Origin of the sequence: Rhodovarius lipocyclicus, assembly GCF_009900765.1 — a bacterium.
GTDB classification, from domain to species: Bacteria; Pseudomonadota; Alphaproteobacteria; order Acetobacterales; family Acetobacteraceae; genus Rhodovarius; species Rhodovarius lipocyclicus.
Map to the genome: position 1 here is coordinate 37,929 of NZ_JAAABL010000009.1, position 22,116 is coordinate 60,044.

Genomic DNA, 22,116 nt, shown 5'->3' on the forward strand with positions numbered 1-22,116 from the left:
CCCCAGCACAGGAGAGACCGGATGAACCGCAGGGATATGCTGCTGGGGGGCGCCGCCATGGCCGCCGCCCCGCTTTCGCAGGGGCAGGCGCAGCCCGCCGCCGCCAACACGCTGCGCGTGGCGATGACGGTCGCCGATATCCCCCTGATCACCGGCCAGCCCAGCCAGGGCGCCGAGGGCAACCGCTTCGGCGGCATCACCGTCTATGACCCGCTGATCGCCTGGGACCTGTCCAGCAGCGACCGCGCCGCCGCGCTGAAGCCCAGCCTGGCCGAGCGCTGGTCCGTCGCCGATGACGGCAAGACCTGGACCTTCAACCTGCGCTCCGGCGTGCGGTTCCATGATGGCAGCCTGTTCGATGCTGAAGCGGTCGCCTTCAACCTGGGCAAGCTGATCGACCGCGACGCGCCGCAGTTCGACCGCATGCAGGCGGCCCAGGGCAGCCTGTATTCGACCAACATCGCCCGCTGGCGGGTGAAGGATGCCTCGACCATCGAGGTCGAGACCAAGACGGTCGATGCCGTCTTCCCGTATCTGTTGGCCAATGTGTTCATGTCCTCTCCCGCGCGGTGGCGTGAGATGGGGCAGAACTGGGAGCGCGTGGCGACCAACCCCTCCGGCACCGGGCCCTATGTGGTGGAGCGCATCGTGCCCCGCGAGCGGCTGGAGGCACGCCGTTTCGGCGACCATTGGAACGAGGCCCGCCGCCCGAAGCATGAGCGCCTGGCGCTGATCCCGATGCCGGATGCGCTGACGCGCGTGGCGGCGCTGCTGTCGGGCCAGGTGGATTTCGTGGAGGCACCGCCGCCCGACGCCGTGCCGCGCATCCGCGCCGCCGGGCACCAGGTGGTGACCAACGCCTATCCGCATATCTGGTGCCACCAGCTGTCCATGCTGCCGGACAGTCCGTTCCGGGATGTGCGGGTGCGTCAGGCCGCGAACCTGGCGATCAACCGCCCGGCCATGGTGCAGATGCTGGGGGGGCTGGCGATCGCCGCCAAGGGCATGGTGAACGAGAACCACCCCTGGTTCGGCGCGCCCAGCTTCAAGATCGAGTACGACCCGGACAAGGCCCGCCGCCTGCTGGCGGAGGCCGGGTACAGCCGCGCCAACCCGGTGCGGACGAAGTTCATCATCGCGCCCTCCGGCTCCGGCCAGATGCAGCCGCTGCCGATGAACGAGGCGATCCAGCAGGATTTCCGCGCCGTCGGTATCGAGCTGGAATTCGAGGTGATGGACTGGGAGGCGCTGCGCGCCCGCCGCCGCGCCAGTGCCGAGGGCCCGGAAAACCGGGGCATGCACGGCATCAACAATTCCTGGGGCTTCTGGGACCCGGATATTGGGCTGCTGGGCCCGGCCTATGGCCGCGGGCGCATCGTGGGCGGCTTCAACTGGGGCAATTACCAGGACCCGGTGGCCGACGATTTGTGCGAGGCGGCGCGCCGCACCTTCGACGTGAACGCCCAGAACGCCATCCTGGCGCAGTTGCACAGCCGGCTGGTGGACCAGGCGATGTGGCTGTGGGTGGTGCATGACGTGAACCCGCGCGGCCTGGCGCGGCGCGTGCAGGGCTTTGTACAGGCCCAGAGCTGGTACCAGGACCTGACGCCGATAACCTTGTCCTAGCCCTCGGGCACCGGGCGCGCGCATCCGCGCGCTTGGCTTACGGCGCGCCGAGGGGAGCGCCCGGTGGCGCTGCCTGATGGGCACCGCCGGCCGCTTGCGGCCGGAAACGGCGGGCTACAGGCAACAAAAAAACCCGCCGGGGCTGCCCCCGGCGGGTTTTTTCCGGGCCGCAGACCCGTTCAGTCGGCGGCCAGCGCCATGCGGGACTTGCCCATGATGGCCTGCACATGGTCCTGCGCCATATCGGTCACGCGCTCCACCTGCTCGGGCGTGTAGACATGCCCGGCGTTGCCGATGGTGCGGTAGTCGATCGAGACGCCCTTCTGGGTGTTCAGCTTCTCCACCAGCTTGGAGACACTGCCGACGGGCACCAACTCGTCATCCTCGCCATGCACGACCAGCCCGCCGCAGGGGCAGGGGGCCAGGAAGCCGAAATCATAGTGGCTGGCAGGCGGGGAAATGCAGACGAACCCGCCCATTTCGGGCCGGCGCATCAGCAACTGCATCCCCACATAGGCCCCGAAGGAATAGCCCGCGACCCACAGCATGCTGGCGGCGGGGTTGACGGCCTGCAGGAAGTCGAGCGCGGCGGCGGCATCGCTGATCTCGCCGATGCCGCCATCATAACGGCCCTGGGACTTGCCGACGCCGCGGAAATTGAACCGCAGCACGGAAAAGCCCATGGCCTGGTAACGCTGGAACAGCGCGTGGATCACGCGGTTGTTCATGGTGCCACCGTGCAGCGGGTGCGGGTGCAGCAGCAGCGCGACGGGGGCGTTGGGACGCTTGGCGTGGTGGTAACGGCCTTCGAGACGGCCATCAGGGCCGGCGAACATCACTTCAGGCATCGAACCCAGGCATCCATTTTCTGGGGCGGGCCGCGCCGGAAAACAGGTGCCCATCGCAGCCCCCTGGAGGGCCGCGGTGATGAAGCACATCTCTTCCGGCCCGCGCGCCGCCGCATGCGGGTGGACACCATCCACGCGCCCTCTTTTTCGGGGGCGTTCATGGGAACCCTCGTTCATCCGGCCGATTGACGGCGCATGAACAGGACCATAGCCTTCGCAGGGCAAAGCGCGTTGGGCCAGGCTGAAAGGGTCGCTTTGGCGGTGTCCGTTCCAAAGCTGTTGTAATGATAGTGAGTCCGAGCCGCGTTTTCTAATGGATTCAGCCAGCCGCGTGCATGGCTGGGTTCCACCCGGCGCATGCCAGGAAAAGCACGGCCGGATTAGCACGAAAGGTTCGCTGCCCATGCGCATCTCCACCCGGGGGCGCTACGCCGTCATGGCGCTGGTCGAGCTGGCGGCGCGGGAAGCCACCGCGCCCGCCCCACCGCCCGGCCGCCGCAAGCCCCCTGTGTCGCTGGCGGAGATCGCTGCCTCCCAGATGCTGTCCCTGGCCTATCTCGAACAATTGTTCGGGCCGTTGCGCCGCGCGGGGCTCGTCACCTCCACCCGGGGGCCCGGGGGCGGCTACCGCCTGGTGAACCCGCCGCAGCAGATCACCGTGGCCAGCATCATCGAGGCGGTGGAGGAACCCTATCTCACCCGCACCGAGGGCTCTGAGGCCCTGACCGGCGAGCCCTGCCGCACCGAGCGCCTGTGGCAGGAGCTGGACCTGCATGTGCAGCATTTCCTGGAGGGCATCAGCGTGGCCGATGTGCTGCATGGCCGGGTCTCCGGCCGGGCGGGCGCGCCGCTGCCCGCGCTGAAGCAGGAATTGCCCGAACGCGCCTGAGGGCCCATCTGCCCGCGCATGCTGTACCTCGACGCCAACGCCACCGAATCGCCCCGCCCCGCCGCGCTGGACGCGGCGCTGGCGGCCATGCGGGTGGCGGGCAACCCGTCCTCCATCCACGCCGCCGGCCGCGCCGCCCGCCGCGTGCTGGAGGACGCGCGTGAGGCCATCGCCCGCGCCTTCGGCGGCATCCCCGCCGACACGGTGCTGACCGCCGGCGGCACGGAGGCCGACACGCTGGCCCTGCGCGGGCTTTCCGCCGGCCGCCGCATCCTGGCCGGCGCCACCGAGCACCCGGCCATCCGCGCCATCCCCCACACCGAGATCCCGGTGCAGCCCGATGGCACGCTGGACCTGGCGGCGCTGGAGGCGCTGCTGGCGGAAGGCGAACCCGCCCTGGTGGCCGTAATGGCCGCCAACAACGAAACCGGCGTGCTGCACCCGCTGGAACAGGTGGCCGCCCTGTGCCGCGCCCATGGCGCGCTGCTGCATGTGGATGCCGTGCAGGCCGCGGGCCGCATCGCCATCCCGCCCGGGTGGGACAGCCTGGCCATCTCCGGCCACAAGCTGGGGGCGCCGATGGGGGCGGGGGCGCTGCTGCTGCGCCCGGGCCTGCATCCCCAGGCCATCATCACCGGCGGCGGGCAGGAACGCGGCAGGCGCGGCGGCACCGAGCCCTTGCCCGCCATCGCCGGCATGGGCGTGGCGGCGGGCCTCGCGGTGCCGGACCCCCGCATCGCCGCCCTGCGGGACGCGATCGAGGCCGGCCTGCCCGAGGGCGCGCTGGTCGCGGGCCAGGCCGCGCCCCGCCTGCCCAACACCAGCTGCGTCATCCTGCCCGGTGTCTCGGCGGAGCGGCAGTTGCTGCTGCTGGACCAGGCTGGGGTGTGCGTTTCCTCCGGTTCGGCCTGTTCCTCGGGCAAGGTTTCGCGCTCGCACGTGCTGCTGGCCATGGGGCTGGGGGAGGGGGCGGGCCAGGCCATCCGCGTCTCCCTGCCATGGGACGCGCCGGAGGATACGGCGGAACGCTTCCTGGCGGCTTATCGCGCGATGGCGCAGCGGCTGCGCCGATAGGGATTGCCTCCCGCCCCGCATCCTGGCCAGGATGCGGAAAAATGACGGGAGGAAGCGATGTTCACCAGGATCATCCTGGCCGCCGCGCTGTGGCTGATGGCCAGCGGCGCCCAGGCGCAGACCACTGATTGCGCGGCCCTCGCCGGCATGGCGATCCCTGACACCAACCTGCTCTCCGCCACGCTGGTGCCCGAGCGCGATGGGCTGCCCGCCCATTGCCGGGTGCTGGGCTATGTCCGCCCCGCGATCAATTTCGAGCTGCGGCTGCCGGTCAGCGGCTGGAACGGCAAGTTCTACATGGTGGGCTGCGGCGGCTTCTGCGGCCAGGTGCTGAGCGAGCGGCCGAACTTCACCAACGCCATGAATTTCGGCCTGCGCCGCGGCTATGCCGCCGCCACCACCGATGCCGGCCATTGGGGCGCCGGCGCGACCGACGCGCGCTGGGCCTGGAACAACCGCCAGGGCGAGATCGACTGGGGCACCCGCGCCATTCCGGAGGTCACCCGTGCCTCCCGCGCGCTGGTCGCCGCCTTCTACACGCGCGGGGCGGAGCGCTCCTATTTCGCCGGCTGTTCCACCGGCGGCCGCCAGGCGCTGATCGAGGCGCAGCGCTTCCCCGACGATTTCGACGGCATCATCGCGGGTTCCCCGGCGCTGGACTACACGGGCCTCGTCGCCACCTTCCTGGCCTGGACCACCCGCGCCAACATGGATGCCGAGGGCCGGCCCATCCTGACCCACGCCCGCGTGCCGCTGATCCGCCGCGCCGTGACCGAGGCCTGCGACGCCGCCGACGGGCTGGCGGATGGCCTGATCAACAATCCCCGCGCCTGCCGCTTCGACCCCGCCAGCCTGCAATGCCCAGCCGGGACCAGCGGCGAGCAATGCCTCAACCCCGCCGAGGTGGGCGTGCTGCGCGCCTGGTACCAGGGCCCGCGCAACGCCGCCGGGCAGCAGCTCTACCCGGGCGGCATCCCCCTGGGCTCGGAGGCGTTCTGGCCGGTCTGGCTGACGGGTTCGGCCACGGCACCCGCCGTGAACCCGGCCTTCGCGCTGAACTTCCTGCGCTACATGGCCTTCCAGGACGACCCGGGCGAGACCTACCAGATCACGCAATTCGACTTCGAGCGCGACCCCGCCCGGCTGGCGCCCATGGCCGCGCTGTACAACGCCACCAGCCCGGACATGGCGCGCTTCCGCCAGCGCGGCGGGCGGCTGATCGTCTATCACGGCTGGGCCGATGCGATCGTGACGCCCGAACGCACCGTGGAATGGTTCGAGGCCGCCACCCAGGCCGCCGGCGGCCGCGCCGAGATGGACCAGTTCGCGCGGCTGTTCATGATCCCGGGCTTCGACCATTGCGGCCTGTCCCCCGCTGGGCCCGGCATCAACGAAACCGGGCTGGACCCGCTGACCGCGCTGGAGAACTGGGTGGAACGCGGCCAAGCACCGGCGTCGATCATGACCACCCGCAATACGGAACCGCGCTGGAGCCGGCCGGTGTGCCCCTGGCCGCGGGAAGCACGGTACAACAACGGGAACTTTGCCTGCGCGGAGTGATGCGAGGGGGCGCTGCCCCCTCGCGCTCCCCCGCCAGGAGCCGAAAGGCCCCTGGACCCCAGGAGTTTGGCGCCGACCTTGGGGAGGTGTTTCTTATTGATATTTATAATATAATTGGCGCCCGACCTGCCAAGGTCAGCGCCAAACTCATGGGTCCAAAGGGTTGCTACAACCCTTTGCGGGGATGCAAGGGGCGGCGCCCCTTGCCGGGGGGGGCCAGGGGGCGGAGCCCCTTGGCGGCCCTACTCCGGCAATTCCTCCCCCACCCACAGCCGCGCCAGCAGTGTCTCCGCCGCGTCTTCCCCCAGCACCGGCACGGCCAGTTCCCGAAATTTCGCGGACAGTTCCTCATCGCTCAGCGGCATGTCGGGGTCGCCTTTGCGGGTCGGCTGATGGTGGGTCAGCACGCGGCCGTCGTTCAGTTCCACCTCCACCTGGGCGGCGCGGCGGCGGGGGTAGGCGCTGGCGAGTTCGGGGCTGAGGCTGACGCTGACGCGCGGCATCACGGCGCGGATGGCGGGGTTCACCAGGTTGGCGGGCTCGAAGGCGGCCAGCCGCACGCCGCCGAGGACCAGCAGCGCGCCCATGCAGTATTGCGCCGAGAAGCGGCATTCCTGTTCGGTGCGGGCGTCGGGGCGGTCGGTCACGTCCTTGGTGGCGCTGTAGCCGGCGATGTGGATGCGCTTCACGTCCTCGGCGCCGAAGCCATAGGCGGCGCGCAGGGTCGTCACCGCGTCCAGCGCCGGGAAGATGTGCCCGCAGCAGCCGTGGTTCTTGAAGGTGATCTGGCCGATCACCGGCGTGTCCAGCCCGGCGAGGGCCAGATCCCAGCGGCCGGTGCTGTCGCTGGTGGCGGCGGCGAAGCCCACGGGGCCGTGCAGCACGTCCAGCGCGCCGGTCATGCCGGCGGCGGCGGACAGGGCGGCGAGGGTTCCGGCCTCGGCCGCATGGCCGGGGTGGAGCGGCTTGGACATGCCGTCGCCCCGGAACGCCTGCTGCAACCCGCCGGCCATGGTGGCCGACAGGGCGATGGCGTGGGCGATCTTCTCCTCCTCGCAGCCGAGGATGACGGCGACGGCCGCCGCCGCGCCCATGGTGCCGACGGTGCCGGTGGTGTGCCAGTTCTTGTAATGGCTGGGGGTCACGGCCATGCCGATGCGGCAGGCGACCTCATACCCCGCCGTGATGGCGCGATGCAGGGTCTCCAGGCTGGCGCCGTGGTGCTGGGCGGCGGCCAGGGCGGCGGCGATGGTCACGCTGCCGGGGTGGTGGCCCGAGTCGCGGTGGATGTCGTCGAATTCCACCGTGTGGCTGGCCACCGCGTTCAGCAGCGCCGCGTGGCGGATGCCGGAGAGTTCCCCATCCACATAGCAGCGGGCGCGGCCCGCGCCCCGTTCCCCGGCCAGGGCGGCCGCCATCAGCGTGCCGGGCGCGCGGCGGGCGCCGGGTACCAGGCAGGCGAACCAGTCCACCATCGCGCGGCGCACCGCGTGGCGCGGAGGCTGTACGGTGGCGGCGTGGGCGGCCAGCGCTAGCAATGGATTGGTGGAAACGAGCGGGGCCTCAGGCATAAGAAGATCCTTGTTCTTTTTTGTAAAAAAGAACCAAAAAACTTTTATCAGTTTGAGGTCACCCCAAACTGATAAAGTCTTTTTGCTTCTTTTTCTTCAGAAAAAGAAGGTACTTTAATCGTTCCTTTTCAGCACTTCCCGGTTGATCACCATGTCGGGGTCCAGCTCGCCCTTGAAGTGCCCGACAATGCTCTCGACGCAGGAAAGCCCCATGCGGCGCATGCACTGCACGGTGGCCGCCGCGCTGTGCGGCGTCACGATCATGTTGGGCGCGTGCAGCAGCGGGTTGCCCGGCTTCACGGGTTCATCCCAGAACACGTCCACCCCGGCGGCGGCGATATGGCCGGAGGTCAGCGCATCGGCCAGCGCCTGTTCCTCCACCAGCGTGCCGCGGGCGGTGTTGATGAGGCGCGCGCCCTTCTTCATGCCGCCCAGGAAGGCGCTGTTCACCATGCCCCGGGTTTCGGCGTTGGAGGGGCAGTGCACCGTCACCCAATCCGCCTGCGCCAGCCCTTCCTCCAGCTTCACGGGCGTGTAGCCTTGGCCGACGATGGTGTTGCGCGGCACGTAGGGATCGTGGACCAGCACCTGCATGTCGAAGGCGCTGCACAGCTTCGCCACCTTGCCGCCGATGCGGCCGAACCCCACGATCAGCACCTTCTGCCCCGCCAGGTCCCAGCAGGTGGGCACGTCGGTGTTAGTCCATTTGCCGGCGCGGGTGTTGGTGTCGAAGGTGGGCAGTTGCTTGGCCAGGCTCAGCATCAGCGCCAGCGCGTGCTCGGCCACCGACAGGGCGTTGGCCAGCGCGGTCACGGTCAGCGGAATGCCGCGCTTGGTCAGTTGCGGCACGTCCACCGCGTCATAGCCCACGCCATGGCGGGCCACGATGCCGAGCTTCGGCGAGATGGAGAGGAAGTCCTCATTGATGGGCGTGGCGCGCACGATGATCGCGTCGCCCTCGGCCATGGCCTTTTCCAGCGCGCCCCGGTCGTCGGGGTTCACGGATTCCCAGGTGTAGCCGGGCTCGGCCTCGATGCGGGCGATGGCGTCCTGATGGACGCCGCGCAGCAGAACGATATGGGGCATCGGGGTTCCTTATTCGAAAGCGGCCTGGGGGCCGAGCATGGCTTCGCGCATCCGCGCCTGCAGCACCGCGCCCTCTCTCGGGGGCAGCACGAGCGGCAGGGAGGCCGCGTCGATCTTCGCCAGCGCGAAGACCAGGCCGGATTTCGCGTGGATGGCGCGGCGCAGGGCGGGCACGTCCTCGGGCGTGTTCACCCGCTGGGTGGTCTTGAAGCCGGCGCCCTGGGCCATGGCCACCAGGTCCACGCCGTGATGGGTCGCGGTTTCCTGCATGCCGGTCTCGCCGTAATGCTCGTTGTCCAGCACCAGGATGGTCAGGTTGCGGGGCGCCTTCACCGCGATGGTGGCCAGCGCGCCCACGCCCATCAGCATCTCTCCGTCGCCAGTGATGACCAGCACGGGGCGTTCCGGCTGCGCCAGCGCGATGCCGAGGCCGATCATCGCCGCCCCGCCCATGCCGCCCCACAAAGGCAGGTTCAGGGGCGTGTCGCCCACCGCCGTGATGTCCCAGGCGGGGGCGCCGAGCCCCGCCACCACCGCCAGGTCGCCCCGGCCTTCCAGCACCGCGCCCACCAGCGCGCGGCGATGCAGCTTGCCGCTTTCCGTCAGCATGGGCTCAGTCCTTCCCGAACGTCTTGGCGCCGATGATCCGCTGCCCGATCAGGGTGGCGGTGGGGCGATAGGTGTTGAAGGCGAATTTCAGCGTCGCCTCCACGCTAGCGCCGATGTCCTCTGCCTTGTCGGCGCGGTTCACCAGCGTGCCCATGGCTTCCAGCACGGTCTGGGTCGCCTGGCCCATCGGCACCTGGGCCGGGTTGAATTCGCCATAGTCGCCGCGCATCGTCACCAGCATGGGCATCGGCGTGCGGTGCAGGGCCCCCAGGCTGAGCATGTTGATGCAATTGCCGACGCCGGAGGACTGCATCAGCAGCACGCCGCGCTGCCCGCCCAGCCAGCCGCCGAGCATCATGGCCACGCCCTCCTCCTCGGTCGTGAGGGTGACGACGTTCATGTCGTTGTCGGCGATGCAGCGCTTGATCAGGCGCGAATGCCCGGCATCGGGCACCAGCGCCACCTGCCGGACGTTATACTGCTTCAGCAGCGCATAGATGGTTTCTGGCCAATCGGTGGCCGCACTTGTCGTCGTGCTCACCATTTCCCCCGGTCTTGCTTGTCCGGACAGCTTCCCGCCGCTGGCGTGGCTTGTCCAGAGCGGGCAGGATGGCGCCATGGCATTCGCGCACACATTGGGCGGCACACGATACGTGTTCGAGGATCTGCGCGCGCTGCTCGCGCGGGCCACGCCCTTCCGCTCCGGCGACGCGCTGGCCGGTGTCGCGGCGGGCAGCGCGGCGGAGCGCGTGGCCGCGCAATACGCGCTGGCCGACCTGCCGCTGCGGCATTTCCTGCATGAGGCCGTGGTGCCCTATGAAGCCGATGACGTCACGCGCCTGATCCTGGACACGCATGACAGCGCGGCCTTCGCGCCCGTGGCCCACCTGACGGTCGGCGGCCTGCGCGACTGGCTGCTGGGCCAGGCGGATACGGCGGCGCTGACGGCCCTCGCCCCGGGCCTGACGCCGGAGATGGTGGCAGCCGTCAGCAAGATCATGCGCATCAGCGACATGGTGCAGGTGGCGCAGAAATGCCGGGTGACCACGCGCTTCCGCAACACCATCGGCCTGCCGGGGCGGCTGTCGATCCGGCTGCAGCCCAACCACCCGACCGATGACGCGCGCGGCGTGGCCGCCGCCGTGCTGGACGGGCTGATGATGGGCGCGGGCGATGCCGTGATCGGCGTGAACCCCGCCACCGACAATATCGAGACGGTGCAGCGCCTGCTGTCCATGCTGGACGAGGTGCGGGACCGTTTCGACATCCCCACCCAATGCTGCGTGCTGTCCCACGTCACCACCACCCTGCTGGCGATGGAGCGCGGCTCGCCGGTCGATCTGGTGTTCCAGTCCATCGGCGGCACCCAGGGGGTGAATGAGAGCTTCGGCGTCTCGCTGGCCTTGCTGGGGGAGGCGCATGACGCCGCCCGTGCCCTGAAGCGCGGCGAGAACGTGATGTATTTCGAGACCGGCCAGGGCAGCGCGCTGTCGGCCAACGCGCATCACGGCGTGGACCAGCAGACGATCGAGGCCCGGGCCTATGCCGTCGCGCGCCGCTACGCGCCCTTGCTGGTGAACACGGTGGTGGGCTTCATCGGCCCCGAATACCTGTTCGACGGCAAGCAGATCCTGCGCGCGGGGATGGAGGACCATTTCTGCGGCAAGCTGCTCGGCCTGCCGATGGGGGTGGATGTCTGCTACACCAACCACGCCGAGGCCGATCAGGATGACATGGACACGCTGCTGACCTGCCTGGGCGTCGCGGGCGTGACCTACATCATGGGCATCCCGGGCGCGGATGACGTGATGCTGGCGTACCAGTCCACCTCCTTCCACGACGGGATGTATGCGCGCGCGGTGCTGGGCAAGCGCCCGGCGCCGGAATTCGAGGCCTGGATGGACCGCATGGGCATCGGCGCCGGGGAGGCCATCCCCGCCGCCCTGTCGCCCGCGCTGATCGGCCTGGCATGAGCCAGCTTCCCAGCAGCCTGCGCCGCTTCACCCCCGCCCGGGTGGGGCTGGGCCGTGTCGGCACCGCGCAGCCGAGTGCGGCGCAGCTCGCCTTCAACGCCGCGCACGCCGCGGCGCGGGACGCGGTGTGGTCGGTGCTGGATGTGCCGGCGCTGGAGGCCGCGCTGCCGCCGCCCGTGCTGCGCGTGCGCAGCCAGGCGCGGGACCGGCGCGAATACCTGCTGCGCCCCGATCTGGGCCGCAGGCTGCACCCGGATGATGCCGCGATGCTGGCCGATCACAAGGCGCCCGGCAGCCTGGTCTTCCTGGTGGCGGATGGGCTGTGCGCCACGGGGGTGCAGGCGCATGCCCCCGCGCTGATCCGCGCCGTGGCCCCCCTGCTGCCCCTGCCGTTGGGCCCGGTGGTGGTTGCCGCCCAGGGCCGCGTGGCGCTGGGCGACGCGGTGGCCGAGGCGCTGGGGGCCGCCGCCGTCGCCGTATTGATCGGGGAGCGCCCGGGCCTGTCGGCGCAGGATTCGCTCGGCTGCTATCTGACCTGGGCGCCGCGCATCGGCCGCACCGACGCCGAGCGCAACTGCATCAGCAATATCCGCCCCGAGGGCATGCCCCCCGCCGAGGCCGCGCCGAAACTGGCCTGGCTGGTCCGCGCCGCGATGGAGCAGGGTGAGACGGGGGTGGCGCTGAAGGATGAATCGCCCAACCTGCCGTTGCTCGGCCCATGATCCAGGTCACGCGCCGCATCCGCCTGGATGAGAAGGAGCTGGAGGAGGATTTCCTCCGCGCCTCCGGCCCTGGCGGGCAGAATGTGAACAAGGTGGAGACGGCGGTGCAGCTGCGCTTCCCGCTCGGCACCAGCCCCAGCATCCCCGAGGATATCCGCCCCCGCGCCATCGCCCTGGCGGGCGGGCGGATGACGAAGGATGGCGTGCTGATCATCACCGCCCAGCGCTTCCGCACGCGGGAGCGCAACCGGGTGGACGCGCTGGAACGCCTGCTGGAACTGCTGCGGGAGGCCGCGAAGCCGCCCCCGCCCATCCGCCGCGCGACCAAGCCGACCAAGGGCAGCAAGGAACGCCGGCTGGCCGGGAAGGCGAAGGATTCGGCGACGAAGAAGATGCGGCGGGCGCCGATGGATTGAGGCGGGCTCAGCTCTCCGCCTTCTCCCGGTAGATCGCCAGGACTTCCTCGGCCGCATAGAGGCGGTTGCGGGCATAACCCGTGCGCTCACGCAGGATGCCCGCTTCCTGCAACTGCCGCACGGCCAGGGCCGCGGCGGGGAAGGAGACGCCGAGCTCCGCGCTCAGGCGTTTCACCGTCAGCACCGGATAATGCGGCAGCAGGTCCAGCGCGCGCCGCGCGGCCGAGCCGGCGCGGAAGACCCGCCGGGCCCGCCATTCCGCGCCCAGCGCCTGCAGCCTGGCCTGGGTGCGGACCAGCGCATCGGCGGTGGCGGCCACGGCCTCCGCCAGGAAGCCCACCGGCACATGCCATTCCAGCCGCTGCTGCGCCGCCTGCAACGCCTGCATGTAGTCCGCCCGGTGCGTCTCGATATAGGGCGAGAGATACAGCGGCACCTGGCCCTCGGCGGCCATCATCAGCGGCAGCAGCAGGCGCCCCACCCGGCCATTGCCGTCACGGAAGGGGTGGATCGCCTCGAAATGGGCATGCGCCACGGCCATGCGGGTGACCAGCGCCTGGTGCTGACCCAGCGGGTCGTCCTCTCGGCGCAGGTAGCGCAGCTGGTCCTCCAGGCAGGCGGCGACCCGCGCCGGCGGCGGTGGGTTGAAGATGGAGCGCCCGATATCCCCCCCGCCGCCGATCCAGACCACCTGTTCGCGCAGGGCGCCGGGCAGGTCGCGATAGTCCGGGTCATGCGCCATCACCTGGCGGTGCAGCTCCTCGATCAGGGGGCGAGTGAACAGGGCCGGTCCCTGGCTGCCAGCGAGCGGCAGCAAGGCCTGCAAGGCCAGCGCGTAATCGCGCACCTGCATGGAGGGGCCGGGTGGCGGTGCCTCCGCTTCCTCGGTGCCCAGCAGCTCGTCCAGCGTGCTGTGGGTGCCTTCCACCGCGCTGGAGCTCACGGCCTCCTGCCGGGGCAGGATGCGGCTGATGAGGAAGGTATCGGGCAGGGTGCCGGCCAGGGCCTGGATACGGGCCAGGGCCCCCGCCGCCCGCTGCAACGCCGGCAAGGCGGGCAGCAGGTCCAGCATCCCGGTCGGCGGTGGCGGCGGCACCACCCCATAGGCATGGCCATGGGGCGGCGGCAGCCGTTCCAGCCTGTTCAGGATGGCGGGGCAGAGCCTGGAGCGGTCCATAACCTTGAATATGGCACGCTTTGGCTGGTCATGTTAAAGGTTATTTGGTCAACCTTTAATTCTGGCCGCCATATTCAACCTTACCCCAGCAGCGTATTCGCCCGCCGCGTCAATTCCTGCGTCAACCGCGTCGCCCCGCCCTCACGGATCAGCCCCGCGAATTCGCTGCGCCGGCTGGCCAGCTCGCTGATGGTGCCGGTCAGGTACACATCCACCACGTGCCCGTTGCGCACCAGATAGCTCAGCACCACCGGATCCTGCCCGCCGGTGCGGTTCAGGGTGCTGCGCACCAGCTGGTCGTTGTTCGGCAGGCTCTGCACGCCCTGGGTGGTGAAGGTCTCGCCCGCGAAACCGTCGAACCGCGCGGCGTAGGTGGCGATGGACCAGCGGGAGAACGCCTCGGTCAGCGCCTGCTGCTCGGTGGGGGAAAAGCCGGTCCAGGGCGGACCCACGGAAATGCGCGTCATCGCCGCCAGGTCGAACACCTGGGACATCACCGGGGCCAGCCTGTCATACCGGCCGCGTGGGCCCAGGCGCTGGGCGTTGCGCATGATATCCAGCAGCGTGGCGTGGAAGGTTTCGATCACCGCCGCCGGGCTTTGCGCGCGGGCCGGAAGGCCGGACAGCGGCAGGCTGAGCAGGGGAAGGCCCATCAGGGCCGTGCGTCGGGACAACATGAACATAAATATAGCATTCACCCTGGAATGAATCGAGGGTGGACCCCGGCGCCGCGTCGCGCCACAAGGCTGCCATGCACGAAAGCTTCACCACGCTGCTGACAGGGGGCACTGGCTTCCTGGGCTGTTCCGTGGCCCGGGCGCTGGTGGCCCGCAGCCACCGCGTCGTCGTCCTCGCCCGGCCGGAGACCCCGCAGAAGGTGCTGGAGGGCGTGCCCGTCGCCTTCGTGCCCGGCGACCTCACGGACCACCGCTCCCTGAGCCTGGCGCTGGAGGGCTGCGACGCCGTCATCCATTGCGCGGCCGACTACCGCATCTTCGTGCCCGACCCCGCGCGCATGTTCGCCGTGAATGTGGACGGCACCCGGGCGCTGATGCAGGCCGCGCTGCGGGCAGGGGTGCGGCGCATCGCCCATGTCTCCTCCGTCGCCACGCTGAAGCCGCGCGCGGACGGCGCCCCGGCCACCGAGGCCGATGCCGCCACCCCCGAACAGGCCATCGGCCCCTACAAGCGCAGCAAGACCGAGGCCGAGCGCCTGGTGGAGCGCATGGTGGCCGAGCAGGGCCTGCCGGCGACCATCGTGAACCCCTCCACCCCCATCGGCCCGCGGGACCGCCGCCCGACGCCCACCGGGCGCATCATCCTGGAAGCCATGCGCGGCCGCATGCCGGCCTATGTCGAGACCGGGCTGAACCTGGTGCATGTCGAGGATTGCGCGGCGGGCATCGTGACGGCGCTGGAACGCGGCGCCATCGGGGAACGCCACATCCTGGGCGGCCAGGACGTGACCCTGGCCGAACTGCTGGGCCATATCGCGAAGCTGAAGGGCCGCCGCGCCCCCTTCCGCCTGCCGCGCGCGCCGCTCTACCCCATGGCCTGGGTGGCCGAGCAATGGGGCCGGATCGCGGGCACCGAGCCGATGCTGACGCTGGATGGCCTGCGCATGGCCGAAAGCCGGATGTTCTTTTCCGCCGCCCGCGCGCGCGACGTGCTGGGTTTCTCGGCACGCCCTTGGCAACAGGCGGTCGAGGAAGCGATGGCCTGGTTCGAGGCGGAGGGCATGCGGTGATCTGGCTGGCCGCCGCTTCCCTGGTCTCCTGGCTGGTTCTGCTGTTCGCGCGCGGCTGGTTCTGGACCGGGCGCGACGATGACAGCGCGGTGCCTGCCGATCCGGCGCATTGGCCGGACGTGACCGTCGTCATCCCCGCGCGCGACGAGGCGCCGAGCATCGCCGCCACCGTGCGCTCCGTGCTGGCGCAGGATTACCCGGGGCGGATCAGCCTGTTCGTGGTTGATGACCGCTCCTCCGACGGCACCGGCGCCATTGCCCGCGCGGCGGGCGATGAGCGCCTGACGGTGGTGCAGGGCCAGGGCCGGGCGGAGGGCTGGACCGGCAAGCTGTGGGCCTTGCAACAGGGCCTCGATGCCGCGAAGCCCACCACCCCCTACATCCTGTTCACCGACGCCGACATCACCCACGCCCCTGACAGCCTGCGCTGCCTGGTGGCGCGCGCCGAGGCGGGCGGGCTGGTGCTGGTCAGCCTGATGGCCAAGCTGCGCTGCGAGAGCGCGGCCGAGCGCTGGTTCATCCCGGCCTTCATCTACTTCTTCCAGATGCTCTACCCCTTCCGCTGGGCCAATGACCCGCGCGCCCGCACGGCCGCCGCCGCCGGGGGCTGCGTGCTGCTGCGCCGCGCGGCCTTCGAGGCCGCGGGCGGGCTGGCCAGCATCCGCGGCGCCATGATCGACGACTGCACCCTGGCCGGCGTGATGAAGCGCCAGGGCCCCATCTGGCTGGGCCTGACGGAGCGCGTGCACTCCCTGCGGGCCTGCGAGACGGTCGAGCCCATCCGCAAGATGGTCGCCCGCACCGCCTATGCGCAGCTGCGCTATAACCCCTTCCTGCTGGTGGGGATGCTGGCGGCGCTGTCGCTGGTGTTCCTGGCGCCCCCGCTGCTGGCGCTGTGCGGGCCCGGCTGGGCGCGGGCGCTGGGCGCGCTGGCCTGGGCGGGGATGGTGCTGTCCTATGCCCCCACCCTGCGCCGCTATGGGCTGGGCGTGTGGCGCGGGCTGGCCCTGCCGGGCATCGCATTCTATTACATGCTCTTCACGCTCGACAGCGCCATCGCCGAATATCGCGGGCGCGGCGGGATGTGGAAGGGCGAGGCCGCGCCGAAGCGGCCGTGAACTAGCCGCCATGTTGCACCCCGGGGGTGCCTTATGGCTTCGCACAAGCCCCGTTCCTGGCGTAGAAACGCCGATCAGGGGTGATTTCTCAGGGGATTCCGGTTTTGCCCAGACTGCATGAACTCGCCTTGGCCCCGGCCGCCGAGGCGCCGCGCGGCAAGATCCTCGACGCCGCCATCACCCAGGCGCGTGAGTCGCTGCTGAGCCGCCAGAACGCCGACGGCCATTGGGTGTTCGAGCTGGAGGCGGATGCCACCATTCCCGCCGAATACGTCATGCTCCAGCGCTTCTTCGGCAAGTCCGACCCGGCGCGAGAGGCCGCGATCGGCCGCTATCTGCGCCGGTTGCAGGAGCAGGAGGCACCGACCGCCCAGGGCGGCTGGCCGCTGTTCCATGGCGGGGTGCTGGATGTCTCATGCTCGGTGAAGGCGTATTTCGCCCTGCGCCTGATCGGCGACGCGCCGGACGCGCCGCACATGCAGCGCGCGCGTGACGCCATCCTGGCCAAGGGCGGCGCCGCCCGCAGCAACGTGTTCACCCGCGGCACGCTGGCGCTGTTCGGCATGGTGCCCTGGCGCGCCGTGCCCGTGATCCCGCCGGAAATCATGCTGCTGCCCAGCTGGTTCCCCTTCCATATCGGCAAGATCAGCTACTGGGCCCGCACCGTGGTGGTGCCGCTGACGGTGGTGAACGCCCGCCGCCCGAAGCCGCTTTCCCCCATCGGGTTCGACCTGCGCGAACTGTTCGTGCAGCCGCCCGAGGAAGTGAAGGAATGGCCCGGCGGCGCCCATCAGCAGGAGCCCTGGGCCACCCTGTTCCGCGCCCTGGACTGGGCGCTGCAGCGCGCCCAGCGCCTGTTCCCCCGCACCCACCGCGCCCGCGCCGAGGCCGCCTGCGAAGCCTTCGTGACCGAGCGCCTGAACGGCGAGGACGGGCTGGGCGCCATCTATCCGGCCATGGCCAACGCCATCTGGATGTACCATTGCCTGGGCATCCCCGACACCGACCCGCGCGTGGTCACCGCCTGGGCTGCCATCGAGAAGCTGGTGTGCGAGCGAACCGACGGCGAGGTGTATGTCCAGCCCTGCCTGTCCCCGGTGTGGGACACGGCGCTGGCCAGCCACGCCCTGCTGGAGGCCGGCGGCGATGAGGCGGCCGACGCCGTGAAGCGCGGCCTCGATTGGCTGGCGGAGCGCGAGATCACCGATGTGGTGGGCGACTGGGCCTGGCAGCGGCCGGACCTGAAGCCGGGCGGCTGGGCCTTCCAGTACGCCAACGCCCATTACCCCGATGTGGACGACACCGCCGTGGTCGCGCTGGCGATGGACCGCTACCGGCGAGAGCACGCGCCTCTGGGCGAAAAGTCCGAGGCCGCCGTGACCCGCGCGCGGGACTGGGTGGTGGGCATGCAGTCCAAGGGCGGCGGCTGGGGCGCCTTCGACGCCGACAACAACTACCACTACCTGAACAACATCCCCTTCGCCGACCATGGCGCCCTGCTGGACCCGCCGACCGCCGACGTGACGGGCCGCTGCCTGGCCATGCTGGCGCAGCTGGAGGAGACCGACACCCGCCCCGCGCGCGAAGCGGTCGAATACATGCTGGCCGAGCAGGAGCAGGATGGCGCCTGGTATGGCCGCTGGGGCGTCAACTACGTCTATGGCACCTGGTCGGCGCTGACGGCGCTGAACGCGGCCGGCCTGTCGCACCAGCACCCCGCCATGCGCCGGGCCGTCGCCTGGCTCGAATCCCGCCAGAACGCCGATGGCGGCTGGGGCGAGGATGGCGACACCTATCCGGGTCGTGGCGGCACGAAGCCCGATGAGCTGAGCCGGCCGGGGGTCAGCACATCCTCCCAGACCGCCTGGGCGCTGCTGGCGCTGATGGCGGCCGGTGAGGTGGACAGCCCCGCGGTCGCGCGCGGCGCGCGCTGGCTGCTGGAACACCAGAACGCCGAGGGCGAGTGGGACGAGGAAGACTACACGGGCACGGGTTTCCCGCGCGTGTTCTACCTGCGCTACCACGGCTATCGCCGCATCTTCCCGCTGTGGGCGCTGGCGCGGCTGCGGAACCTGCAGACCGGGAACAGCCGGAAGGTGAGCGTGGGGCTGTAAAAGCCCCGCAACCATTCGCCTTCCCGGCGGTTATTTCCCTGCACGCGACCCCGGAATATCCCGGCCGCGAAACAGGGAAACCCATGATGCGTAAGATTGTGATGGCGCTGGCGCCGGTTCTGCTTCTGGCGACGCTGGCCGCCTGCAACGGCCCCAACCGCACCTTCGGTGAGCGCGTGCGCGACACGGTGGACCCGCCGAGCGGCCCGGTGGAGCGCGCCGGCCGCGCCGTGGACCGCACCGTGGACCGCGTGACGCCGAACTGATCGGCCTTCAGGCCACCCGCCGCAGCTCCGCGATCGCGCAGATGATGTGATACATGGAGCTGCTGCGGGCCGGTTCGGCCACGAAGCTGCCATCGGGCAGCAGGCGGTCGTACAGGCTGCCCAGGGGCGGTTTAGCGAAATACAGCTTCAGCCCCGCGAAGGCCGCCGGGATGTCCGCCGTGCCCTCGGCCAGGCCCAGCGCATGCATGGCCGCGGCGGCCTTCAGGCGTTCGGTCTGCGGCCACAGCCGGGCCTTGGCGGAATGGGGCGTGCCGTCCAACAGCACCGAATCCACCGCGACCCCGCGCGTGGCGCAGATGCCGTGGCGCAGGCCGTGGCGCCAGATGCGCTGGGCGAGCGCGGTGTGGTCGTCGCCGCCCACATCCTTCAGCCGGCACAGCAGCCAGGCCCATTCGAACTGGTGCCCGGGTTCCGTGATCAGCCCTTCCTCGCCGGGGGCGGGGGACCAGTCCATGGCGAAATATTCGGGCAGGGCTCCCGCTTCCAGGTCGAACAGCGTGTCCCGCGCGAAGGCGGCCCAGCGGTTGGCGCGCGCGATATCCGGCGCCGCCCCGCCCGAGGCCCGGGCGATCGCCACCGTGGCTTCCAGCAGGTGCATATAGGGGTTCTGCCGGCGCGGCGGCTGGGGCAGCAGCTCCCCCTCCCACAGGCCTGAGGGCGGGCGCGCCCAGTCGCGTTCCAGCCATTCCAGCATCGCCCGCGCCTCATCCAGCAATTCGGGGCGGTTCAGCGGGCCGGAGCATTCGGCCAGCGCGAAGGCGGTGAAGGCCTGGTCGTACAGGTCGCGGTCGGCGCGATCGACCTGGGCGTCATCGGTCAGCCGGTGCACCACGCCGCCCTGGGGGTGGCGGCACACGCCGCGCAGCAGGGCCAGCCCCGCCTCGGCGTGTTCGCGCCAGGGGCCATCCCAGCCCAGCCGCCCGGCCTCCACCGCCGTATAGGCCATGCGGGCCTGCACGAAGCTGCGGCGCGGGCCGCGCAGGGGCTGCCCCGCATCGTCCAGCAGGTCCACATAGCCGCCATGGGCGGGGTGCCGCCCGGCGGAAAACCACAGCGGCAGGGCCTGGTGGAACAGCCAGTCCTGGGCCTGGGCCAGGGTGGAGCGGAGGGCGGTGGGCGCCTGGGTATCGGGCATTCAGCCTCCGCGCCGCGCGATGGCGGCGTCCAGCGTGTTTTCCAGAAGGCAGGCGATGGTCATGGGGCCGACGCCGCCGGGCACCGGGGTGATGGCGGCGGCGCGCTCCGCGGCCTCGGCGAAGGCCACGTCGCCCACCAGCCGGCCATCGGCCAGCCGGTTGATGCCGACATCGATCACGGTCGCCCCGGGCTTCACCCAATCCCCGCGCACCATCTCCGGGCGGCCGACGGCCGCGACCAGGATGTCCGCACGGGCGCACTCCGCTGGCAAGTCACGGGTGCGGGAATGCGCGATGGTCACGGTGCAGTCGGCGGCCAGCAGCAATTGCGCCATGGGCCGGCCCACGATCTGGCTGCGGCCCAGCACCACGGCGCGCGCGCCGCGCAGCTCCGTGCCCTTCAGCAGGTGCATCACGCCGCGCGGCGTGCAGGGCACCAACCCCGGCTGGCCGCTGGCCAGCTTGCCCGCGTTCATGGGGTGGAAGCCGTCCACGTCCTTCTCGGGTGCCACCGCGTTGATGGCGGCCTGGGTGTCGATCTGCGCCGGCAGGGGCAGCTGCACCAGGATGCCGTCCACGGCGGGGTCGGCGTTCAGCTCCGCGATCCGCGCCAGCAGCGCCGCCTGCGTCGTATCCGCCGGCAGGTGGATGGTGCGGGAGTTGAAGCCCGCTTCCTTCGCCGCCTTGTCCTTGTTGCGGACATAGACGCCGCTGGCCGGGTCATCGCCCACGCGCACCACCACCAGCCCGGGCGCATAGCCCAGCGTGGCGATGCGGGCCTTGAGCCCGGCGCGGAGTTCGGCGGCGACCGCCTTGCCGTCGATGACGCGCGCGGTCATCAGAAATACAGCCCGCTGGTGATCAGCTTGGTCTGGATGGCCGCGACCAGGATGGTCAGCGCCTGGATCAGCAGCAGCACCACGATGGGCGAGATGTCGATATTGCCGAAATTCGGCATCCGGTCGCGCACCGGGCGCAGCACCGGCTCGGTCACGCGCTGGAAGAAATCCGCGATGGACCACACCATGCGGTTGCGCGTGTCGAGGATGTTGAAGGCGATCAGCAGCGACAGGATCGCCGCGATGATGATGGCCCAGGAAAACAGCTGCAGCACGGCGTGCAGCAGGAAGAACACGGCGTTGAGCAGCATGGGGCTTGGGGCTCCTGTAGGGCGCGTGCGGAAACTAGGGATTGGGCGCCCTACAAGCAAGCGCGCACCCCCCGCTTGACTTCCCCCCGCACCCCGGGCACACACCCGCCACCTGGACGGGGCTGTAGCTCAGTTGGGAGAGCGCGTCGTTCGCAATGACGAGGCCAGGGGTTCGATTCCCCTCAGCTCCACCAGGTCCTCTCCCCTTCTCCCGACAATCAGCGCGCTTCGAGCACCGATGCGTGCACCCAGCCGATGGGCGTGCCGCGCTCACCCACCTGGTACCAGCCGCCCGGCGCCTCGCCGATCACCTCGAGCGTGCTGGAGGCGGGAAGGGTGCGGATCACCTCGCCGCCGCGCGTCGCGCTGCGCAGGTTCGCCGCCCCGCGTGAGGAGACGGTGACCGTCCCGATCGGCCGCGCGGGTTCGGGCGGGGCCGCGGCGGCTTGCGCCGCGGGCTCGGCATCCGGCGCGCCGGGGGAGGGCAGGGGCGGGAAGTTGCGCGCCATCACCCGCGCGCTCGCGGGGCCGCCGCCCTCGAAACAGCGATCCGTCATTTCCAGGAACACGCGGGAGGCCTCCGGGCCCGTCGCGCCGAGGACGAGGTTCGTCACCCGTGGCGCCTCCCCGGTGAAGGACACGACGGCGACATAGGGCACATAGGGTGCGTCCGTCCCGCCGGCCACCGTCGAGCGGCCGCAGACCGCCAGGGTGCCCGGCATGGCCTGCCCGAAGACCTGGACGCCCCGCCGCTGTGTGCCCGGCACCCGCAGCCGGGCCTGCAGCGCCGTGTCCACGGCCGCCTTCGCCGCCGCCTCCCGGCCTGAGGGCGCGGCCGCGCCCTGCTCGTTGCACGCGGCGCAGGCGATGACGGCGGAGAGGGCGAGGATGGCACGCATGTCATGGTAACGCGGATGCCCGGGCGGCGTTGCCGCGCGCCTGTCGAAATGCCGCGTCCCGCCATGCCATCCTTGGCTGGCTTGCCAGGGCGCGCCGTGCCCGCGATACCGGGC

General features: G+C 70.7%; 22 protein-coding genes and 1 tRNA gene. 12 read left to right on the plus strand and 11 right to left on the minus strand.

Annotated elements, in window-relative coordinates:
* The first annotated feature begins 21 nt into the window (after nt 1-21).
* Nucleotides 22-1,626, plus strand: a complete 1,605-nt coding sequence (locus tag GT007_RS09880) for an ABC transporter substrate-binding protein (RefSeq protein WP_201451862.1) — start codon at nt 22-24, stop codon at nt 1,624-1,626.
* A 179-nt stretch (nt 1,627-1,805) separates the two neighbouring features.
* Here GT007_RS09880 and GT007_RS09885 read toward each other — a convergent pair whose 3' ends face one another.
* Nucleotides 1,806-2,474 carry an alpha/beta hydrolase gene (locus GT007_RS09885; RefSeq protein WP_160121438.1) on the minus strand — a complete coding sequence of 223 codons (669 nt, stop codon included), beginning with the start codon at nt 2,472-2,474 and terminating at the stop codon, nt 1,806-1,808.
* 403 nt (nt 2,475-2,877) lie between these two features.
* On the opposite strand from GT007_RS09885, the gene GT007_RS09890 reads away from it, so the two are divergent.
* From GT007_RS09890 to GT007_RS09900, 3 genes are read left to right on the plus strand one after another with little or no spacing between them, the layout of a single operon-like run.
* Nucleotides 2,878-3,363, plus strand: a complete 486-nt coding sequence (locus tag GT007_RS09890; protein WP_160121439.1) for an Rrf2 family transcriptional regulator — start codon at nt 2,878-2,880, stop codon at nt 3,361-3,363.
* Nucleotides 3,364-3,381: 18 nt separating this feature from the next.
* Nucleotides 3,382-4,437 (plus strand): cysteine desulfurase family protein, encoded by a 1,056-nt coding sequence (locus GT007_RS09895; protein ID WP_160121440.1) that lies wholly within the window; start codon nt 3,382-3,384, stop codon nt 4,435-4,437.
* Nucleotides 4,438-4,494: 57 nt separating this feature from the next.
* Entirely contained in the window at nt 4,495-5,997 is a 1,503-nt protein-coding gene (locus tag GT007_RS09900; RefSeq protein WP_201451863.1) for a tannase/feruloyl esterase family alpha/beta hydrolase, read from the plus strand.
* Nucleotides 5,998-6,239: 242 nt separating this feature from the next.
* On the opposite strand, the gene GT007_RS09905 is transcribed toward GT007_RS09900, so the two are convergent.
* From GT007_RS09905 to GT007_RS09920, 4 genes are all read right to left on the minus strand, one after another.
* Nucleotides 6,240-7,568, minus strand: a complete 1,329-nt coding sequence (locus GT007_RS09905; protein ID WP_160121441.1) for an MmgE/PrpD family protein — start codon at nt 7,566-7,568, stop codon at nt 6,240-6,242.
* Nucleotides 7,569-7,682: 114 nt separating this feature from the next.
* A complete protein-coding gene (locus GT007_RS09910) occupies nt 7,683-8,654 on the minus strand; it encodes a hydroxyacid dehydrogenase (protein WP_160121442.1) in 972 nt (323 codons plus the stop codon).
* Between the two features lie 9 nt (nt 8,655-8,663).
* Nucleotides 8,664-9,263 carry a thiamine pyrophosphate-dependent enzyme gene (locus GT007_RS09915; RefSeq protein WP_160121443.1) on the minus strand — a complete coding sequence of 200 codons (600 nt, stop codon included), beginning with the start codon at nt 9,261-9,263 and terminating at the stop codon, nt 8,664-8,666.
* A gap of 4 nt (nt 9,264-9,267) precedes the next feature.
* Complete coding sequence (locus tag GT007_RS09920) at nt 9,268-9,804, minus strand: thiamine pyrophosphate-binding protein (protein WP_457852340.1); 537 nt, start codon at nt 9,802-9,804, stop codon at nt 9,268-9,270.
* A gap of 76 nt (nt 9,805-9,880) precedes the next feature.
* Between GT007_RS09920 and GT007_RS09925 the strand changes: the two genes are divergently transcribed.
* From GT007_RS09925 to arfB, 3 genes are read left to right on the plus strand one after another with little or no spacing between them, the layout of a single operon-like run.
* Nucleotides 9,881-11,236 (plus strand): ethanolamine ammonia-lyase subunit EutB, encoded by a 1,356-nt coding sequence (locus GT007_RS09925; protein ID WP_160121445.1) that lies wholly within the window; start codon nt 9,881-9,883, stop codon nt 11,234-11,236.
* Nucleotides 11,233-11,958 (plus strand): ethanolamine ammonia-lyase subunit EutC, encoded by a 726-nt coding sequence (gene eutC / locus GT007_RS09930; RefSeq protein ID WP_160121446.1) that lies wholly within the window; start codon nt 11,233-11,235, stop codon nt 11,956-11,958. The genes GT007_RS09925 and eutC overlap by 4 nt, the downstream gene beginning before the upstream one ends.
* A complete protein-coding gene (arfB, locus tag GT007_RS09935; RefSeq protein ID WP_160121447.1) occupies nt 11,955-12,374 on the plus strand; it encodes an alternative ribosome rescue aminoacyl-tRNA hydrolase ArfB in 420 nt (139 codons plus the stop codon). The genes eutC and arfB overlap by 4 nt, the downstream gene beginning before the upstream one ends.
* A gap of 7 nt (nt 12,375-12,381) precedes the next feature.
* On the opposite strand, the gene GT007_RS09940 is transcribed toward arfB, so the two are convergent.
* Both GT007_RS09940 and GT007_RS09945 read right to left on the minus strand, forming a co-directional pair.
* Nucleotides 12,382-13,551, minus strand: a complete 1,170-nt coding sequence (locus GT007_RS09940; RefSeq protein WP_160121448.1) for a Fic family protein — start codon at nt 13,549-13,551, stop codon at nt 12,382-12,384.
* An 80-nt stretch (nt 13,552-13,631) separates the two neighbouring features.
* Nucleotides 13,632-14,225: an ABC transporter substrate-binding protein gene (locus tag GT007_RS09945; protein WP_201451864.1), complete on the minus strand. Its 594-nt coding sequence runs from the start codon at nt 14,223-14,225 to the stop codon at nt 13,632-13,634.
* A gap of 77 nt (nt 14,226-14,302) precedes the next feature.
* Between GT007_RS09945 and hpnA the strand changes: the two genes are divergently transcribed.
* The 4 genes from hpnA (at nt 14,303) to GT007_RS09965 (ending at nt 18,796) form a co-directional block, all read left to right on the plus strand.
* On the plus strand, nt 14,303-15,298 hold the full coding sequence (gene hpnA, locus GT007_RS09950; protein WP_160121449.1) for a hopanoid-associated sugar epimerase: 996 nt from the start codon (nt 14,303-14,305) through the stop codon (nt 15,296-15,298).
* Complete coding sequence (locus GT007_RS09955; protein WP_201451865.1) at nt 15,295-16,416, plus strand: glycosyltransferase; 1,122 nt, start codon at nt 15,295-15,297, stop codon at nt 16,414-16,416. The genes hpnA and GT007_RS09955 overlap by 4 nt, the downstream gene beginning before the upstream one ends.
* A gap of 113 nt (nt 16,417-16,529) precedes the next feature.
* A complete protein-coding gene (shc, locus tag GT007_RS09960; RefSeq protein WP_160121487.1) occupies nt 16,530-18,530 on the plus strand; it encodes a squalene--hopene cyclase in 2,001 nt (666 codons plus the stop codon).
* Nucleotides 18,531-18,613: 83 nt separating this feature from the next.
* Entirely contained in the window at nt 18,614-18,796 is a 183-nt protein-coding gene (locus GT007_RS09965) for a hypothetical protein (RefSeq protein WP_160121450.1), read from the plus strand.
* Between the two features lie 7 nt (nt 18,797-18,803).
* On the opposite strand, the gene GT007_RS09970 is transcribed toward GT007_RS09965, so the two are convergent.
* The 3 genes from GT007_RS09970 to GT007_RS09980 are packed head-to-tail and all read right to left on the minus strand — an operon-like array spanning nt 18,804 to nt 21,103.
* Nucleotides 18,804-19,952: an AGE family epimerase/isomerase gene (locus tag GT007_RS09970; RefSeq protein WP_160121451.1), complete on the minus strand. Its 1,149-nt coding sequence runs from the start codon at nt 19,950-19,952 to the stop codon at nt 18,804-18,806.
* A complete protein-coding gene (folD, locus tag GT007_RS09975; protein ID WP_160121452.1) occupies nt 19,953-20,792 on the minus strand; it encodes a bifunctional methylenetetrahydrofolate dehydrogenase/methenyltetrahydrofolate cyclohydrolase FolD in 840 nt (279 codons plus the stop codon). It abuts the gene before it with no gap.
* The gene (locus GT007_RS09980) at nt 20,792-21,103 is read right to left on the minus strand and encodes a YggT family protein (RefSeq protein WP_160121453.1); all 312 of its coding nucleotides are present in this window, start codon (nt 21,101-21,103) and stop codon (nt 20,792-20,794) included. The genes folD and GT007_RS09980 overlap by 1 nt, the downstream gene beginning before the upstream one ends.
* A 118-nt stretch (nt 21,104-21,221) precedes the next feature.
* Here GT007_RS09980 and GT007_RS09985 point away from each other — a divergent pair.
* Nucleotides 21,222-21,297, plus strand: a tRNA-Ala gene (locus GT007_RS09985).
* Between the two features lie 24 nt (nt 21,298-21,321).
* Here GT007_RS09985 and GT007_RS09990 read toward each other — a convergent pair.
* The gene (locus tag GT007_RS09990) at nt 21,322-22,002 is read right to left on the minus strand and encodes an SH3 domain-containing protein (RefSeq protein ID WP_160121454.1); all 681 of its coding nucleotides are present in this window, start codon (nt 22,000-22,002) and stop codon (nt 21,322-21,324) included.
* Between the last annotated feature and the right edge of the window lie 114 nt (nt 22,003-22,116).

Excerpts from the sequence above, each read along its gene's own strand:
- GT007_RS09880 (WP_201451862.1), top strand. The coding sequence starts at position 22 with ATGAACCGCAGGGATATGCTGCTGGGGGGCGCCGCCATGGCCGCCGCC.
- GT007_RS09885 (WP_160121438.1), bottom strand. The coding sequence starts at position 2,474 with ATGCCTGAAGTGATGTTCGCCGGCCCTGATGGCCGTCTCGAAGGCCGT.
- GT007_RS09890 (WP_160121439.1), top strand. The coding sequence starts at position 2,878 with ATGCGCATCTCCACCCGGGGGCGCTACGCCGTCATGGCGCTGGTCGAG.
- GT007_RS09895 (WP_160121440.1), top strand. The coding sequence starts at position 3,382 with ATGCTGTACCTCGACGCCAACGCCACCGAATCGCCCCGCCCCGCCGCG.
- GT007_RS09900 (WP_201451863.1), top strand. The coding sequence starts at position 4,495 with ATGTTCACCAGGATCATCCTGGCCGCCGCGCTGTGGCTGATGGCCAGC.
- GT007_RS09905 (WP_160121441.1), bottom strand. The coding sequence starts at position 7,568 with ATGCCTGAGGCCCCGCTCGTTTCCACCAATCCATTGCTAGCGCTGGCC.
- GT007_RS09910 (WP_160121442.1), bottom strand. The coding sequence starts at position 8,654 with ATGCCCCATATCGTTCTGCTGCGCGGCGTCCATCAGGACGCCATCGCC.
- GT007_RS09915 (WP_160121443.1), bottom strand. The coding sequence starts at position 9,263 with ATGCTGACGGAAAGCGGCAAGCTGCATCGCCGCGCGCTGGTGGGCGCG.
- GT007_RS09925 (WP_160121445.1), top strand. The coding sequence starts at position 9,881 with ATGGCATTCGCGCACACATTGGGCGGCACACGATACGTGTTCGAGGAT.
- eutC (WP_160121446.1), top strand. The coding sequence starts at position 11,233 with ATGAGCCAGCTTCCCAGCAGCCTGCGCCGCTTCACCCCCGCCCGGGTG.
- arfB (WP_160121447.1), top strand. The coding sequence starts at position 11,955 with ATGATCCAGGTCACGCGCCGCATCCGCCTGGATGAGAAGGAGCTGGAG.
- GT007_RS09940 (WP_160121448.1), bottom strand. The coding sequence starts at position 13,551 with ATGGACCGCTCCAGGCTCTGCCCCGCCATCCTGAACAGGCTGGAACGG.
- hpnA (WP_160121449.1), top strand. The coding sequence starts at position 14,303 with ATGCACGAAAGCTTCACCACGCTGCTGACAGGGGGCACTGGCTTCCTG.
- GT007_RS09965 (WP_160121450.1), top strand. The coding sequence starts at position 18,614 with ATGATGCGTAAGATTGTGATGGCGCTGGCGCCGGTTCTGCTTCTGGCG.
- GT007_RS09970 (WP_160121451.1), bottom strand. The coding sequence starts at position 19,952 with ATGCCCGATACCCAGGCGCCCACCGCCCTCCGCTCCACCCTGGCCCAG.
- folD (WP_160121452.1), bottom strand. The coding sequence starts at position 20,792 with ATGACCGCGCGCGTCATCGACGGCAAGGCGGTCGCCGCCGAACTCCGC.
- GT007_RS09980 (WP_160121453.1), bottom strand. The coding sequence starts at position 21,103 with ATGCTGCTCAACGCCGTGTTCTTCCTGCTGCACGCCGTGCTGCAGCTG.
- GT007_RS09990 (WP_160121454.1), bottom strand. The coding sequence starts at position 22,002 with ATGCGTGCCATCCTCGCCCTCTCCGCCGTCATCGCCTGCGCCGCGTGC.